Origin of the sequence: Oceanicaulis sp. HTCC2633, assembly GCF_000152745.1 — a bacterium.
Classification (GTDB): domain Bacteria; phylum Pseudomonadota; class Alphaproteobacteria; order Caulobacterales; family Maricaulaceae; genus Oceanicaulis.
In genome coordinates, this window is record NZ_CH672428.1 from 1,043,983 (window position 1) to 1,057,943 (window position 13,961).

Consider the following 13,961-nt stretch of genomic DNA (forward strand, 5'->3'; position numbering starts at 1 on the left):
CAATGCCCGTTCAGCTCGCCCTATTCGGGGTCGCCATGCACGGCCGCCTGACCGTGCTCGATCCCCAGCGCGCTCTCCACCCGGCGCACCCAGCCGTTCACGGCCGGAAACTCCGAGAGGTCAAAGCCGCCCTCATCGGCGACGCGGGTATAGGCCACCAGCGCAATGTCGGCCGCGGTCATTTCCTCGCCCACCATGAAGCTCTGCGAGATCAGGTTCATCTCCATCACCCCGAGCGCGCGGCGCCCCTTGGCATAAAGATCCGGATCAAGATCGGCCTCGTTCGCGCCCTTGAAGCGCAGGGCGCTGCGACGCACCGCGATATAGGGCTCGTGGGAGTATTGCTCCCAGAACAGCCATTGCATCATCACCGCGCGCTTGAACGGATCGGACGGGATCAGTGCAGTGCCATCCAGCAGGTAGAGCAGAATGGCGTTGGACTGCGCCAGGGTGCGGCCGTCCTCATGGCGCAGCACCGGCACCTGACCGGCCGGATTCAGCGCCAGGAATGAGTCGCTGCGCGTCTCTCCGCCGAAAATGTCCACTTCAACCCACTCATGGGGCACGCTGGCGATCTTCGCCGCCCACAGGGTCTTCAGACAATTGCCGCTTTCGATGTTGCCATAAAGGGTGACGGGCTGCATGACGCTCTCCAGAAAACCTGATCCCGTTTTAGCTGCACCCTCGCGCGATGCAATGCGACGAAGGGGTTTGGAGCGCTGGAAGTTCAGCCTATAAACGCCGCCATGACCTCACAGACGCCCCCTCATTTCGATCTCGATGACCTCAATGCCCGCACGGCGCCGGAAGCCTGCGAGACCATGATCGAGGTGCGCGATGGCGTGGACCGCATGGACCGGGCGCTGGTCGCTCTGATCGCCGAGCGCTCGCGCTACATGCAGGCCGCCGCCCGGATCAAACCCAGCCGGGATGTCGTCCGTGATGAAGACCGGATCGAGGATGTGGTCGCCAAGGTGCTGAAAGCGGCGGACGCCGCGGGCCTTCCCGCCGAGATCGCCGAGCCGGTCTGGCGCGAGATGGTCGAGCAGTCGATCGCCTACGAATTCAGGGTCTGGGACAAGACGCGCTAGCCGCGCACCGCCGCCATGGCGTTGCTGGCGCGGTCCGCTGCGGTCTCGACCGCCTGCATCGCCTCCGCATCCTTGTAACGCCCTTCGGCCAGCTCACACGCCTCGCCGAGCTCCATGGCGCCGACCCCGCGTGACGCGCCCTTCAGCGTATGCGCCGCTGTGCGCCACTCCGCCTCGCTCGTCGCCGCCTTCATGGCGCTGATGCAGGCTTCCATCTGGCTGGACAGAAGGCCGAAGAGCTCTGCTTCAAGCGCGGTGTCACCGGCGGTGTATTGTTCGAGATGGTCTCGATCCAGTACGGGTGCGCTCATGACGCCCAGGCCCTCCTTCCAGTCAGTGACGCCAGCCTAGGCGGAGGGCCGTTAACAGACTTTCACGCAGCAGTGAGGCTTGTTCAGCGTCTGTCAGGGCAGTAAGGCCAGTCCGGACCGCCATTCGTGCAAGAGGACGCCCTTTCATGACGCTGACAGACATCATCGGACTGATGGGCGTGGCGTGCGTGCTGTCGGGCTATTTCCTGCTGCAGATCGAGAAGGTGAAAAGCGATGGTCTCGGCTATCTGCTGCTCAATCTGTGCGGCGCGCTCCTGCTGATCGTCTCGTTGATGGTGACGTTCAATCTCGCCAGTTTCGTGATCGAGGTCTGCTGGCTGTCCATTTCCATATTCGGTCTTGTGAAATGGGCGCTGAAGCGGCGCCGGAGCCAACAGTCTCTTGACGGTTAAGGGCTTTAGCGTTCAAGTGACGCCATGAGCTTGCTAGACACATACAAGGCCCGCGTGGGCCAATCGCACTCGTCGGACTGGTTTGAGGTGACTCAGGATCAGGTCAACGCCTTTGCGGACGTGACCAGGGACCACCAGTTCATCCATGTGGACCCGGAACGCGCCCGGACGGAAAGCCCCTTTGGCGGACCGATCGCCCACGGCTTCCTGACCTTGTCCATGCTCAGCCATTTCGCCGAGCAGGCGCTGCCGCCTTTCGCCGAAGGCGTGATCGGCATCAATTACGGCTTCGAGAAGGTGCGCTTCCTGACCCCCGTGCGGGTCGGTTCAAAGGTGCGCGGCACGTTCACGCTGGCCAGCGTCACCGAACGCAAGCCCGGCCAGCTTCAGCTGGTTCAGGACGCCGTTGTGGAGATTGAAGGGTCCGAGAGCCCGGCTCTGATCGCCCAATGGCTCAGCCTGGTCGCTCAGGGCTAAAGCCTTTCCAGCGAGAGCGGGACCCGGCTTCGCGGTTCGGAGGCCCTGCCCTCAAGGCCTGTAGCCTGTCAGGTCGAATAAGATCGACCAGGGCGGCTTTATCGGTCGAACGCCTGCCCGACTTCATCCAGTTGCGCTTCCAGCTTGTCGAGCAGACTCATGAGCTGGTCGCGCTCCGCATCGGTAAAGGCTTCGAGCAGCTTCTTTTCATAGTTCAGGGCCAGAGGGGCGACTTCAGCGTAGATCGCCTGTCCCTCCGCGGTCAGCGACACATCGCTGGCGCGCCGGTCCTGCTTGTTGCGGATACGCATAACAAGTCCGCGCTCATCCAGCGCCCGGATCGCGCGACTGACGCTCACCTTGTCCATGGCGGTCGCCTCGCAAACCGCCTGAGCCGTCATCGCGGCCCCTTCGCCCAGCACCGCAATCACCCGCCACTCCCAGATCGTCAGTCCGAACCGGGCCTGATAGGCCTTGGCGATCAGGCTCGACGCCTTGTTGGACGTCACCGACAGGCGGTAGGGCACATAGGACGGCAGGCGAAGGCTTGCGCCCTCGCCTGCGTCCGGGGTTATGCGGGCGTCTTCCGCCAAGTGCTTATTGCGCCGGCTCGGTCTTGATCACGCCGCGGCGGATCTGGTCGAGCTCGATGGATTCAAACAGGGCTTTGAAATTGCCCTCGCCGAAGCCTTCATTGCCCTTGCGCTGGATGATCTCGAAGAAGATCGGACCGATATTGGTCGTGGTGAAGATCTGCAGCAGCAGGCCATCGCCGGTTTCGGGATTGCCGTCCACCAGGATGGAGTTCTTCTTCAGACGTGCGAGATCCTCGCCATGGTTCGGCACGCGCTCGTCCACCAGCTCGTAATAGGTCTCCGGGGTCGACTGGAACACCACGCCATTTTCGCGCAGCTTCTCGACAGTCTCGTAGATGTTCGGCGTGGTCAGGGCGATGTGCTGGATGCCTTCGCCATTGTATTCACGCAGATATTCGGAAATCTGGGACTGGTCGTCGGAGCTTTCGTTCAGCGGAATCTTCAGCTTGCCGCACGGGCCGGTCATGGCGCGCGACAGAAGGCCGGTATGCTGGCCCTTGATGTCGAAATAACGGATTTCGCGGAAGTTGAAGACGTTCTCGTAGAAGCTCGCCCACTTGTTCATATTGCCGTTGATGACGTTGTGGGTCAGGTGGTCGAGCACCTCAAGGCCCACGCCGCCGGTGTCCTCGGCGCCCGGGAGAGCTTCGAACAGATCGTCATAGATCGTTTTCTCGCCATAGGTGTCGACCAGATAGAGGACCGAGCCGCCGATGCCGACGATCGCCGGGATTTCATCAGTCCAGACACCGTCGCCAAACGGCTCCGCGCCGCGCTCGATGGCGTCGGCATAGGCCTTCTTGGCGTCCTGCACACGGAACGCCATGGCGTTCGCGCTCGGGCCGTGCGCCTTGCGGAAATCCGCCGCCTGGCCGGTCTCTTCCTTGTTCACAAGGAAGGTAATGTCGCCCTGCTTGTAGCGGATGATGTTCTTGGTCTTGTGCTTGGCCACGGCGGTGAAGCCGAGGCTCTCAAACAGCGCTTCGAGCTTTTCCGGTTCCGGGCTCGTATACTCGACGAACTCGAAGCCGTCGGTGCCCAGCGGGTTCTCAAACAGATCGGCCATGGGGCGCTCCCTTAAATCAATCGTGATGCGCCGACAGGCTTGATCAGCCCGGTTTCGGCGCGCATCGTCGTGTGGCGGAAGATAGTATCATTTGCAACTAAATTCACCCCCTATCTCAGCGAACAGCCCCCAAACTGCGGAGAATTGATCCATGAAACTGGTCCTGCACGGTTATTTTCGCTCCGGCACCAGCTATCGCACGCGCCTTGCGCTGAACTGGAAGGGCGTCCCGTATGAGTATGTGGGCGTGAATCTGGTGGAGGGCGAACAGCATTCGGACGCCTACAAGGCCAAGAATCCGCAAGGTCTCGTCCCAGCGCTCGAAGTGGATGGGGAGATCCTGACCCAGTCGGTGGCGATTCTTGAATGGATCGAGGAGACCTTCCCTGACCGCCCGCTGCTGCCCTCTGATCCGATCAAGCGTGCGAAAGTTCGCGCCTTCGCAGCCGCCATCGGCTGTGACATTCATCCGCTGCAGAACCTGCGCATCCTGAAAAAGGCGCGCGAACTGGCTGGTGATGATCCCGAAGCCGGCCCCGCCTGGGCGCGTCACTGGATCAGCCTCGGGTTTGAGGCTCTCGAAAAGCTGGCGGAACAGGGGGATGGCCAGAACGGCTTCCTCTTTGGCGACGGGCCGACGCTGGCGGAAATCTATCTCTTGCCGCAAATGTTCAACGCCCGCCGCTTTGGCGTCGACCTCACGCCCTATCCTCGGCTCGTCGCCGCGGACGAGGCTGCGCGCGCCCAGCCCGAATTCGAGCGCGCCGCGCCCGAGAACCAGCCCGACGCGGTCTAGCGTTTGAACCAGTCCCCGCTCTCGATCAGCCGGGCGCCCTCGACGCCCAGCACCCAGACATAGACCCAGGCGTCCCGGTCCGGCTCGATGAGCCGGACCTTGCGCCGCTCATAACGGGAGCGGGCCGGATCCTCGGGCCAGTAATCCTCGAACGCGTCCACGCGCGGCATCACCGACGGATCCCGGACCTCGAAGATTTCACCGATCACCTGCCCCTGACCTTCCACAAGGCCGGGATAGGCGCCCAGATCATAGAGCTGGCCGCGCAGGGTGCAGGGACCGAGCGGGGCGAAGGCCTCTTCCAGTCCGAATTGTGCGAAGCCGCTTTCCCCCGCCCTCAACAGGCCATAGACCGCGAAGGCGTCCCCGGTCCGGACGCTGTTCATGCCTCGGATTTCTTCATGAAGGGCTGGAGCTTGCCATAGCTGAGGCTCCGCCACAGCCACTCGAACGGACCAAAGCGGAACACGCTGAGCCAGATCGGCGAGACGATGAGCTGGATGATCCAGATCAGGATGACCAGCCGCGCCTGGTCAACGCGCTCAAGCTGGCCGAACAGGCCCAGGCCAACGCCGCCCACCGTCAGGAAGACCATGGTGATCGTCTGAGTGAGATAGTTGGTGAAGGCCATGCGCCCCGCCGCAGCCAGCGGCAGGCGCGCCAGCTTCAGCCAGGGCGCCTTGCAGGCGAGATTGATCAGCGCCGCATAGCCGAAGGCGACAAGCAGGCTGCCGGCGTAATTGGTGGCGGTGTGAAGCCAGAGCGTGTCCAGGGCGAAGTCATGGGCGATCGCCTGTTGTCCGCCCCAGGCGACGATGGGCAGGCCGACGCCCAGACCGATGGCGGCTGCGATGACGTAATTTCGAACGCTCCACCGGCCGAGCAGAAAGCCGAGCTTGAAGAGCGCCATGCCGACCAGCATCACGCCGACAATCCGGCCGCCGAAGAACCCGAACATCAGGATATTGCCCAGGCCATTCAAGGCGTTGGGAATACGGCTCTGCAGATAGCCGCTCTGATAGGCGTTCACGAGATCGGCCAGCTGCTCATCGGTATAGGCCATGCCCACATCCACCGCTGTCATGTTTTCGGGCAGCAGGACGAAGCTGGCGAAAATCGCCACCATCAGGAGCCCTGACAGCGTAATCCAGAACAGGCCCCAACCGATCAGCTTGGCGGGCGACATGCGCCTGAAGAAGACGATGATGAACCCGGCCAGCGCGTAGGTGACGAGGATATCGCCGAACCACAGCCCGAACATGTGGATGAGACCGATCACAAGCAGCCAGGTCATGCGCGAGAAGTGCAGCTTGCGTGAGGCGTCCGGCTCATCGCCCACCATCAGCATCACCCCAGCGCCGAACAGGGCCGAGAAGATGGTGATGAACTTCATCTCGAAGAAGACGTGCGTGAGAAACCAGACGGTCAGATTGGCGCCGGACACATCCATGTGCGCCGGCGGATAGACATAGGCGTTGGACGCCATGGTGAAGGCCTGGACATTGACCATCAGGATCCCCAGCACGGCGAGGCCGCGCAGGACATCAAGGCTTTCAAAGCGGTCCTTAACGGCCACTGGTGCTGTATGCTGGTTCACGACGCCCCCCGTCTTCCTGTTCAGAGCCCTCAAGCTCGACGCATTTTGACCGATGCGCAAGACTGTTATCCGCCCCGAACCGGGCTTGCTTACCAAGAGTTCATGAAAATCCCGACCCTGTGAACTTGTATCCCGGAGGCGCTCGGCGCATAGATTTTTTGCGCATACATATCCGGTTCTGTCATGACGCTTCTGGTCGACATCGCACACATGATCCTCGCCGCGACCCTGTCCTTTCTCGGACTGGGATATGAGCGCGCGCAGGACGCCCATGCCGTCCAGGTGTCCCCCAAGGAAATCCGACAGGACATGGAAGGCGCCTTGCTCTCGCCGGCGACGTTGTCTGTCACGATCCAGAACGCCCAGAGCCTGTGCAGCCCGAACCTCGTGATCCAGGCCGACGCCGCCTGTTCACAGGAGCGTCCCCTGAACGCCACGGCGCAATTCATTATTCTTAATGATTGCGAAACCATACCGAGCCGACCGGCGCTTCCCACGCTTTGAACGACTCAGCATCTGGCTTTAAACACGAGGTCTGAACAAACAGGCCTGCAGAGCTGCGCGTTTCTGTTAGGATAGCCAATTCACGGCGGTATCCGCATGTGCGAACGCGCCAAACCAGACGAGACGTCATGGCTGCCAACGACTCGAAAGAGACTGAAAAGCTTGAGGAAAGCGTGATCACCGAAGCGTCCGGCGGCATGCTGGACACGGTTAACCGCAAACCCCTCGCTCCCTTGATGGATGCGCCAGCACCGAAGACCGAAGGCGGCGGATGGCTGGCCTTTGGCGGCGCGGCCTTTGGTCTTTTGTGGTTTGGCGGCGCCGCGGCCTATCTGGCCGGCTATACGGACCTGACGGCGCTGAGTCCGGCGCAGCTGGCCGGCCTGTCGGTCTTCGCCGCCGCGCCGGCTCTGTTGTTCGTACTGGCGGGGCTTCTGGGGCGTGAAGTCTCGCGCGCCGGGTCCCGCGCCCGGCGGCTGGACGCCGCCGTCCTGCGCCTGGCAACCCCGACCGAGCATGCCGAAGAGGACGCCTCGCGCCTCGCAGACGCCATCACCATGCAGGTCGATCGGGTCAACAAGGCGATGGAAAGCGCCCTGGCGCGTCTTGCGGCCATGGAAGAGGTGATCACCCACCATGCCGAAAGCCTGGAGGACGGCTCCACCCGCGCCCGTGAGCGCGCCGAGCAGCTGACCCGGGAACTGCGCGAGGAACGCCTGCGCCTCAATGACGTCTCCGAGGGGCTCGATGACAAGGCGGCGATGATCGCCGCCGCCATTCAGGACCAGTCCAAGATGGTCGCCGCCGCCGCAGAACTGGCCGACGCCAAGGCGGCTGCGGGCGAACGCCTGATCAAATCGGGCGCCGAACGCCTGAGCGCCGCAGGCCAGGCCGCCGAGGAGGCTGGCGACCGCGTGGCGCTGTCGCTGGATGCCCGGGCGACCGAATTGCGCGATTTCTCCGACATGCTGCGCAACCGCACGGACGGTCTGGAAGAGGCCTATCTCAAGCATCGCGACCGCTTGCAGGACGTGACCGAAACCCTGCGCAAGGAGCAGGAGAAGATCGGCGCGGCGCTCGACTTCCACAAGGCCGAGCTGGAAACCATGACGCGCAAGGCGCGCGATGGCGCCGAAATCCTTGAAAGCACCGCCAAGAATTCCGGAGAGGTCTTCCTGGACGCAGTCGACAAGGCGCTCGGCCAGGCCAAGGATCTGGCCAATTCCCTGTCTGAACGAAGCGAGGAGGCCGCCCGCGCCCAGGAGCGCGCGCTGGACCGCATGCGCGACGCCGCCCGGGCCGCACGTGAAGCCGCCGAGGAAGCGGGCGAGAGCCTCAAGAAACAGGCTGATGACGCAGAAGCGGCGCTGGAGCGCGTCAGCGAAAGCGGGTTTGAAGTGGCCCGACGCTCGGACGAGGCCTATCAGGCGCGTCTGCGAGAGGCCGAGGATCTGACCGCGCGAGCGGAGAAGGCCGCCGAGGAAGCCGCCGAGGCTGTGCGCAAACAGCTCTCTGAAACCCTCGACGCCGCGCGCCGCGAAAGCCGGCGCATCGAGGACGAGCTGTCCGGCCTGCGCAGCAAGCTTGAAGACGCGCCGGATGCGGCCCGCGACGCCGCCAAGGCCATGCAGCGCACACTGGAAGACGGACTGGCGCAGCTCAATGAGACCGCCCAGACCGCATCCGACCAGGCGCGCGATATTGATGCGCTCTTCCAGTCGCGCATTCGCCAGAACTATGAGCTTCTAAGCGACTTCATCCTGCGTATGGGCGCCGTGGCGGGCGGACACAAACCGCTGGATCTCAACATCAATGAGCTGCCCGATCCGCTGAGTGCGCGTCGCAAGGACGAGGATGCGCCCAGAAAGGACGGCATCGACAAGAAACCGACCTCCAAACGTCTCGAGAGCGAGAAGCGCGACGAGGACTGGGAGGCGGCCAAGGTCGAGGAGCGCAAGGCCGAACGCGCTCGCCGCAAGGATGAGACCAAACCGGCGCTTCGTTCGATTGAACCGGATCGCAGTCGCGAGGATGAAGAGAGTGAAGAGGCCGACTTCGTCGATGACGAGGACGATCCCGTGCGCGACAGCATCCGTGACGGCGTCGCCAAGGCGCGCAAGGAAGCCAGCTGGCGCTGGCGCGACCTGCTGGCGAACATGGATTCAGACTCAGGCGACACGCCGCCCGCCAACAAGAATGGCGACAAGCGCAATCGCGGCGGTCGGGACAACTAGAGCCCACTTCAGCAGGCACAAGAAGGCCGGCTTCCATCAAAGCCGGCCTTCTTCGTTTAAGATCAGGCTCCGGGCGTCAGCAGCCGCTGTCGGCGCACACCACTTCGGCGGACCACTGCGCCAGGGAACGCGCGGTATCATTGGTCGCTTCGCTGAAGGCGGCGATCAGTGCGCTCTGACGGTTGTCGCTGGCCCGCACGCTGACATCAAACCGCCGCGCCGCCGCAAGCGTCCGCTCTTCGCGATCGATCAGACGCGCCATCACGCGCATCTGGATGACCGGCGCCCGGCTCGGCCCCTGATCATATTCAGCCTCGAACCGGCGCAGTTCGATCTGCAGGCGATAGCGCGCATCCACGCCGTCTTCGGTGCGCGCGGGGATCAGCTCCGGCGTTTCGCTCTGCAAGACGTCCAGGATGCGGTCCTGAACCATCACCGGCGCCGGCGACAGCCAGGCCGCGCCCGCCATATAGGCCAGCTCGCCCTCACGCAGCAGCGCGACCCGGTCCACGGCCAGCCCGCGCGGCGCCGTGATGCGCTCGATCACCAGCGTCTGGGCGTTCGCGGACGGCGCCTGTTCCTCATCCACCAGAGCGTTGAGGCGATAGAGCGAAACCGGTTCGCTTTCCGGCAGCAGGGAAATACAGCCCGGCGTCGCCACTAGGCTGATCGCCGCGAGCGCGCCCAGCGCGTATTTGCTCATCGTGCTCATCGCGGCACCTCCACTTCAGCGCCTTCAGGTTCGGCGATAAATCCGGCCGGATCCGCCTCCAGCTCCAGGGCGACGCGTTCCAGCGCAGCCACCAGAGAGCGCAGATCCCGCAAGGTCGCGGTCAGCTGGGTCAGACCGTCTTCGGAAAACTCTTCCACGCCGGGCCGGATCGCTGTGAGTGCGTCATAGGTTTCCTGCGCGGTGCGATCCACTTCCTGGGCCGCCGCTGCGGTATCCAGCGTCGCGGGGGTCAGGTCATTGACCACATAGCGCTCGGTCACTTCGGCGAATTGCTGCATGGCGCTGGCGGCGACGGACACATCATCTCCAGCCTGGCGGATGGAGTGAAGCGCGGCGCGGGCCTCAGACATCAGCAGCTCCCGCTCGGCCAGATTGCCGGTGATCGTCTCGATATGATTGAGCGTGTTCGTCAGGCTTTCGAGATTTTCGTCGCTCAGCAGGCGGCTCACCCGAACAAAGCTGAGCTGGGCGGATTCCAGAAGGCTTTCGCCCCCTTCCACCAGTTGATCGATCTGGGCCTGTGTGGCGTAGATGCGCGGCGCGCGATCGCCCTGCCGGCTTTCCAGCCGGGCGGCGTCCGGCGAGCCTGCGGAAATCTGGATGTAGGACAGACCGGTCAGCCCCTGGGGTTCAAGCTGGGCTTCGGAGTCCGACTTCACCGGGGTTTCCACATTCACACGGATGCGCGCAATGACCTGGCCCGGATTGTCCGGATTCAGTCCCAGTTCGGTCACCTCGCCGACCTGGATGCCGTTGAAGCGCACTTCGGACGCCGGTCGCAGACCGCGCACGGCGCCATCAAAGACGACATCGTACTCGCGGAACTCCTTGTCGAGCGACGCGCCCGAGAGCCAGAGCGTGAGCATCACCCCCGACACCGTCAGGAAGACGACGAAGAAACCGACAATCGCGTGATGGGCTTTGGTTTCCATGACCTGTCCTAGTCCTCGGCCGCTTGTCTTAACACGGCGCGTCCGCGCGGACCGCCAAAATATTCCTGGATCCAGGGGTGCTCATTGCGGGTCAGCTCCGACAATGGCGCATTTGCAATCACGCGCTTGTCCGCCAGCACCGCCACCCGGTCGCAGATCGCATGCAGGCTATCAAGGTCATGAGTGATCATCACCACGGTCAGCCTGAGCGTGTCCGAGAGCTCCTTGATCAGACTGTCAAACGCGCTCGCGCCGATCGGATCAAGCCCGGCGGTCGGCTCGTCCAGGAACAGGATGTCCGGGTCGAGCGCCAGCGCCCGGGCCAGGCCGGCGCGCTTCTTCATGCCCCCAGACAGCTCGGCCGGGAACTTGCCGCCCGCCTCGCCAGCCAGGCCGACAAGTCCGATCTTCAGGTCGGCGAGCTCCTTCATCAGGCTCGCCGGCATGCGCAAATGCTCCCGCATCGGCGCCATGACGTTCTCCTGCACGGTCAGCGATGAAAACAGCGCGCCCGACTGGAACAGGACGCCCCAGCGTTTTTCCAGCGCCAGCCGGTCCTTGCCGCTGAGCCGGGACATGGCCTGGCCGCGAAAGTAGATCTCGCCGGCGTCAGGTTTCTTCAGACCCAGTATGGTGTTGACGAGCACGGACTTGCCGGTGCCGGATCCGCCGACAATGCCCAGAATCTCGCCCTGACGCACTTCAAGGTCGAGATTGTCGTGAACCACATGGGAGCCGAACTGGCTGCGCAGGCCGCGCACTTCGATCAGGGGAGCATCGGTCATATGTCGAGCTCCAGATACATCATGGCGAACAGGGCATCGATGACAATGACGGCGAAGATCGCCTGCACCACCGAGGTGGTGACGCGTTTGCCCAGGCTTTCGACATCGCCGCCCACCTGCAGGCCATGACGACAGCCCACAATGGCGATGACCAGACCGAAGACCGGCGCCTTGGACATGCCCACGAGGAAATGCTTGAGGTCGATCGTGTCGTTGAGGCGCGTCAGGAAAAAATTGGGCGAGATGTCCAGCGTCATCCAGCTCACCAGCATCCCGCCGAACACGCCCGCCACCATGGCCGACAGCGTCAGCAGCGGCGCCATCACCACACAGGCGATCACGCGCGGCAGGACGAGCACTTCATAGGGGTCGAGCCCCATCACCTTCATGGCGTCGATTTCCTGCTGCATCTTCATCGAGCCGATGGCGGCGGTGAAGGCGGAATCTGATCGCCCAGCCAGCAGGATGGCGGTGATGATGACGCCAAACTCGCGCAGCACCGCAATGCCCACCAGATCCACGGTGAACACCGAGGCGCCGAAGGTCTCCAGAAGGCTCGCGCCCATGAAGGCGACCACCGCGCCGATGAAGAAGCTGAGCACGGAGATGATGGGCAGGGCGTCCACGCCCGCCGTCTCCATCAGATGGATCGTGGAGGTCCAGCGCATCTTGGTGGGATTCACCAGCACGCTCAGACCGGTGGTGAAGGTGCGCCCGAAGAAGGCGAAGGACTCAACCGTTTCCTTCAGCCCGTCCTCGACGCCCTGTCCGATCCGCGCCAGCGTGCTGATCACGCCCCGCGGCTGGATCTCGTCCTCGGGACAGTCGGCGAGACGCTGCAGCATTTCGCCCATCATCCGGCGGGCGGTCTGATGCTCGCCGATGAAATGGCGGTCTGCATCGGGTTCACGGCATCGGCTCAGGGTCCGGCCCAGCACATAGGCCCCGGCCGTATCGATGCGGCCCAGCCCGGACAGGTCAATGACCAGATCCTTGGGGTCTGTCTCGCTCTCGATGCGACGCAGGCGACGATCAAATCGTCCCACAGCCTCCATCAGCCAGTCGCCCTTGGGCTCGACGATCAGACGGGCGCCGTCCTGACGCGTGGTCAGCTCCGCCGGCTGACGCTCCTGGGCGATCGCTGCTGTCATGGTCCCCGTCTTCCCCTGCATCCCTGACGATAACCGGGAGTATGGCCCCATTATGTCTGTGTTCGCGACGATTGCACGAGCCAGAGTGCGAAGATCAATCCCAGACCGGAGGGAAGGGCCATGAGGGCGAACCCGCCCACGCCAAACGCCTTGAACGCAAAGCCGGAGGCATAGGCCGCCAACGCCAGCACCAGACCGCCTGAAAACGCCGAGTTGATCGCCTGGGCCATGGAGGCGAACCGTTGCGGACTGTGGTCTGCCGCGTATCGCAGGAACCCCAGATAAGTTGCGCTGAAGCTGAGCGCATGCAGCAGCTGCAGGGGGAAGAGGAGCCAGAGCGGCGGTGAGGCCGCAAGCGCGAGCCAGCGCAGGATCGAGGCCGCGCCTCCGAGCGCCAGCATGAGAGCCGGACTGAGCCGCCCGAGAAGCCGTCCTGAAAAGGTCAGGAACACGATTTCAGCGCCCACCCCGGTCGCCCAGAGCAAGCCCACTGCGCTTGAGGGCACGCCTTCGGCGCGCCAGGCGACTGCGGAAAACCCGTAATAGAAGCCATGGGCGCCCTGGATCAGGGCCGAAGCGGCGAAGGCCAGCGGCAGACCGTTCGAGATCATCGCGCGCAGCACGCCATGGGACTCGTCCGGGGCTAGCAGGCGATGATGGGGCTGGTTGCGTCCGACGGGCAGCATCAACGCCGTGAGCACCGCGAGCGCCGACCCGACCAGCGTCCAGCCCAGGGCCGCCTCGCCGCCCAGCTGTCCGATCAGCCAGCCTGCGCCCACATTGCCCAGGATGAAGGTCGCCGAACCAAACGCGCGGGGCGGCCCGAAAGCGAACTTCTTGCGAGTGGATTGCTGGATCGCGAAGGCGTCGATGATCGGCATGATGCCGGTGAAGGCGCCCCCGGCGATGCCCGCCAGCACAATGATGGCCCAGGGGTTTGTCGCAGGCACGAAAGCGGCGAAGGCGAAGAAGGAGACAAGGGTATAGGTCAGCACCGCCCATTGCTTCTTCGGCGCCCGATCCGCCAGCATCGCGCCGAGCGGCGCTGCGATCATGCGCCCCGCCATGGACGCCGCCGCGGCCGCGCCGATCATTTCCGGACTCAGCCCCCGCGCTTCATACCAGACGGGCATGTACGGCAGGTAGGCGCCGAACCCCAGATAGAAGGCGCCATAGAACAGCGCGAAGCGCACGGGGCGCGGAATCTGGACCGGCAATGCGAACATGGACTTGGCTTACCCTGAGCGCGGACAAGAAGAAAGCATGCAAGACGGT

17 protein-coding genes are annotated in these 13,961 nt (G+C 63.7%); 6 read left to right on the plus strand and 11 right to left on the minus strand.

Translation table 11 applies throughout. The features are described from left to right. Window positions 1–20: 20 nt before the first annotated feature. Window positions 21–644, minus strand: a complete 624-nt coding sequence (locus OA2633_RS05060; RefSeq protein WP_009801413.1) for a glutathione S-transferase family protein — start codon at window positions 642–644, stop codon at window positions 21–23. A gap of 102 nt (window positions 645–746) precedes the next feature. Between OA2633_RS05060 and OA2633_RS05065 the strand changes: the two genes are divergently transcribed. Further along, the gene (locus tag OA2633_RS05065) at window positions 747–1,091 is read left to right on the plus strand and encodes a chorismate mutase (protein WP_009801414.1); all 345 of its coding nucleotides are present in this window, start codon (window positions 747–749) and stop codon (window positions 1,089–1,091) included. Here the strand turns inward: OA2633_RS05065 and OA2633_RS05070 are convergent. Further along, complete coding sequence (locus tag OA2633_RS05070; RefSeq protein WP_009801415.1) at window positions 1,088–1,402, minus strand: Hpt domain-containing protein; 315 nt, start codon at window positions 1,400–1,402, stop codon at window positions 1,088–1,090. The two genes, OA2633_RS05065 and OA2633_RS05070, sit on opposite strands and share 4 nt — an antisense overlap. A 146-nt stretch (window positions 1,403–1,548) precedes the next feature. Here OA2633_RS05070 and OA2633_RS05075 point away from each other — a divergent pair, with 146 nt between their 5' ends. After that, window positions 1,549–1,815 (plus strand): hypothetical protein, encoded by a 267-nt coding sequence (locus tag OA2633_RS05075; protein ID WP_009801416.1) that lies wholly within the window; start codon window positions 1,549–1,551, stop codon window positions 1,813–1,815. 24 nt (window positions 1,816–1,839) lie between these two features. Next, the gene (locus OA2633_RS05080; RefSeq protein ID WP_009801417.1) at window positions 1,840–2,292 is read left to right on the plus strand and encodes a MaoC family dehydratase; all 453 of its coding nucleotides are present in this window, start codon (window positions 1,840–1,842) and stop codon (window positions 2,290–2,292) included. 98 nt (window positions 2,293–2,390) lie between these two features. On the opposite strand, the gene OA2633_RS05085 is transcribed toward OA2633_RS05080, so the two are convergent. Then, entirely contained in the window at window positions 2,391–2,885 is a 495-nt protein-coding gene (locus tag OA2633_RS05085; RefSeq protein ID WP_009801418.1) for a MarR family winged helix-turn-helix transcriptional regulator, read from the minus strand. 4 nt (window positions 2,886–2,889) lie between these two features. Further along, on the minus strand, window positions 2,890–3,954 hold the full coding sequence (gene hppD, locus OA2633_RS05090) for a 4-hydroxyphenylpyruvate dioxygenase (RefSeq protein WP_009801419.1): 1,065 nt from the start codon (window positions 3,952–3,954) through the stop codon (window positions 2,890–2,892). A 151-nt stretch (window positions 3,955–4,105) separates the two neighbouring features. Between hppD and maiA the strand changes: the two genes are divergently transcribed. Continuing rightward, complete coding sequence (gene maiA / locus OA2633_RS05095) at window positions 4,106–4,750, plus strand: maleylacetoacetate isomerase (protein ID WP_009801420.1); 645 nt, start codon at window positions 4,106–4,108, stop codon at window positions 4,748–4,750. Here the strand turns inward: maiA and OA2633_RS05100 are convergent. Together OA2633_RS05100 and OA2633_RS05105 are read right to left on the minus strand one after the other, a co-directional pair. Continuing rightward, window positions 4,747–5,136: a gamma-glutamylcyclotransferase gene (locus OA2633_RS05100; protein ID WP_009801421.1), complete on the minus strand. Its 390-nt coding sequence runs from the start codon at window positions 5,134–5,136 to the stop codon at window positions 4,747–4,749. The two genes, maiA and OA2633_RS05100, sit on opposite strands and share 4 nt — an antisense overlap. Beyond that, entirely contained in the window at window positions 5,133–6,347 is a 1,215-nt protein-coding gene (locus OA2633_RS05105; protein ID WP_040612485.1) for a DUF418 domain-containing protein, read from the minus strand. The genes OA2633_RS05100 and OA2633_RS05105 overlap by 4 nt, the downstream gene beginning before the upstream one ends. 183 nt (window positions 6,348–6,530) lie before the next feature. Here OA2633_RS05105 and OA2633_RS05110 point away from each other — a divergent pair, with 183 nt between their 5' ends. Further along, on the plus strand, window positions 6,531–6,851 hold the full coding sequence (locus OA2633_RS05110) for a hypothetical protein (RefSeq protein WP_009801423.1): 321 nt from the start codon (window positions 6,531–6,533) through the stop codon (window positions 6,849–6,851). A gap of 128 nt (window positions 6,852–6,979) precedes the next feature. Next, complete coding sequence (locus OA2633_RS05115) at window positions 6,980–9,085, plus strand: hypothetical protein (protein ID WP_009801424.1); 2,106 nt, start codon at window positions 6,980–6,982, stop codon at window positions 9,083–9,085. Between the two features lie 76 nt (window positions 9,086–9,161). Here the strand turns inward: OA2633_RS05115 and OA2633_RS15215 are convergent, their stop codons facing one another. The 5 genes from OA2633_RS15215 to OA2633_RS05140 are packed head-to-tail and all read right to left on the minus strand — an operon-like array spanning window position 9,162 to window position 13,912. Further along, a complete protein-coding gene (locus OA2633_RS15215; RefSeq protein ID WP_009801425.1) occupies window positions 9,162–9,797 on the minus strand; it encodes an ABC-type transport auxiliary lipoprotein family protein in 636 nt (211 codons plus the stop codon). Continuing rightward, on the minus strand, window positions 9,794–10,750 hold the full coding sequence (locus OA2633_RS05125) for an MlaD family protein (RefSeq protein WP_009801426.1): 957 nt from the start codon (window positions 10,748–10,750) through the stop codon (window positions 9,794–9,796). The genes OA2633_RS15215 and OA2633_RS05125 overlap by 4 nt, the downstream gene beginning before the upstream one ends. An 8-nt stretch (window positions 10,751–10,758) precedes the next feature. Continuing rightward, a complete protein-coding gene (locus OA2633_RS05130; protein ID WP_009801427.1) occupies window positions 10,759–11,535 on the minus strand; it encodes an ABC transporter ATP-binding protein in 777 nt (258 codons plus the stop codon). Further along, a complete protein-coding gene (locus OA2633_RS05135; protein ID WP_009801428.1) occupies window positions 11,532–12,686 on the minus strand; it encodes an ABC transporter permease in 1,155 nt (384 codons plus the stop codon). Before OA2633_RS05135 ends, OA2633_RS05130 begins: the two co-directional genes overlap by 4 nt. 50 nt (window positions 12,687–12,736) lie before the next feature. Then, complete coding sequence (locus tag OA2633_RS05140) at window positions 12,737–13,912, minus strand: MFS transporter (RefSeq protein WP_009801429.1); 1,176 nt, start codon at window positions 13,910–13,912, stop codon at window positions 12,737–12,739. Window positions 13,913–13,961 lie beyond the last annotated feature (49 nt).

Coding starts and splice junctions, on each gene's coding strand:
- OA2633_RS05060 (WP_009801413.1), bottom strand. CDS start 644: ATGCAGCCCGTCACCCTTTATGGCAACATCGAAAGCGGCAATTGTCTG.
- OA2633_RS05065 (WP_009801414.1), top strand. CDS start 747: ATGACCTCACAGACGCCCCCTCATTTCGATCTCGATGACCTCAATGCC.
- OA2633_RS05070 (WP_009801415.1), bottom strand. CDS start 1,402: ATGAGCGCACCCGTACTGGATCGAGACCATCTCGAACAATACACCGCC.
- OA2633_RS05075 (WP_009801416.1), top strand. CDS start 1,549: ATGACGCTGACAGACATCATCGGACTGATGGGCGTGGCGTGCGTGCTG.
- OA2633_RS05080 (WP_009801417.1), top strand. CDS start 1,840: ATGAGCTTGCTAGACACATACAAGGCCCGCGTGGGCCAATCGCACTCG.
- hppD (WP_009801419.1), bottom strand. CDS start 3,954: ATGGCCGATCTGTTTGAGAACCCGCTGGGCACCGACGGCTTCGAGTTC.
- maiA (WP_009801420.1), top strand. CDS start 4,106: ATGAAACTGGTCCTGCACGGTTATTTTCGCTCCGGCACCAGCTATCGC.
- OA2633_RS05100 (WP_009801421.1), bottom strand. CDS start 5,136: ATGAACAGCGTCCGGACCGGGGACGCCTTCGCGGTCTATGGCCTGTTG.
- OA2633_RS05110 (WP_009801423.1), top strand. CDS start 6,531: ATGACGCTTCTGGTCGACATCGCACACATGATCCTCGCCGCGACCCTG.
- OA2633_RS05115 (WP_009801424.1), top strand. CDS start 6,980: ATGGCTGCCAACGACTCGAAAGAGACTGAAAAGCTTGAGGAAAGCGTG.
- OA2633_RS15215 (WP_009801425.1), bottom strand. CDS start 9,797: ATGAGCACGATGAGCAAATACGCGCTGGGCGCGCTCGCGGCGATCAGC.
- OA2633_RS05125 (WP_009801426.1), bottom strand. CDS start 10,750: ATGGAAACCAAAGCCCATCACGCGATTGTCGGTTTCTTCGTCGTCTTC.
- OA2633_RS05130 (WP_009801427.1), bottom strand. CDS start 11,535: ATGACCGATGCTCCCCTGATCGAAGTGCGCGGCCTGCGCAGCCAGTTC.
- OA2633_RS05135 (WP_009801428.1), bottom strand. CDS start 12,686: ATGACAGCAGCGATCGCCCAGGAGCGTCAGCCGGCGGAGCTGACCACG.
- OA2633_RS05140 (WP_009801429.1), bottom strand. CDS start 13,912: ATGTTCGCATTGCCGGTCCAGATTCCGCGCCCCGTGCGCTTCGCGCTG.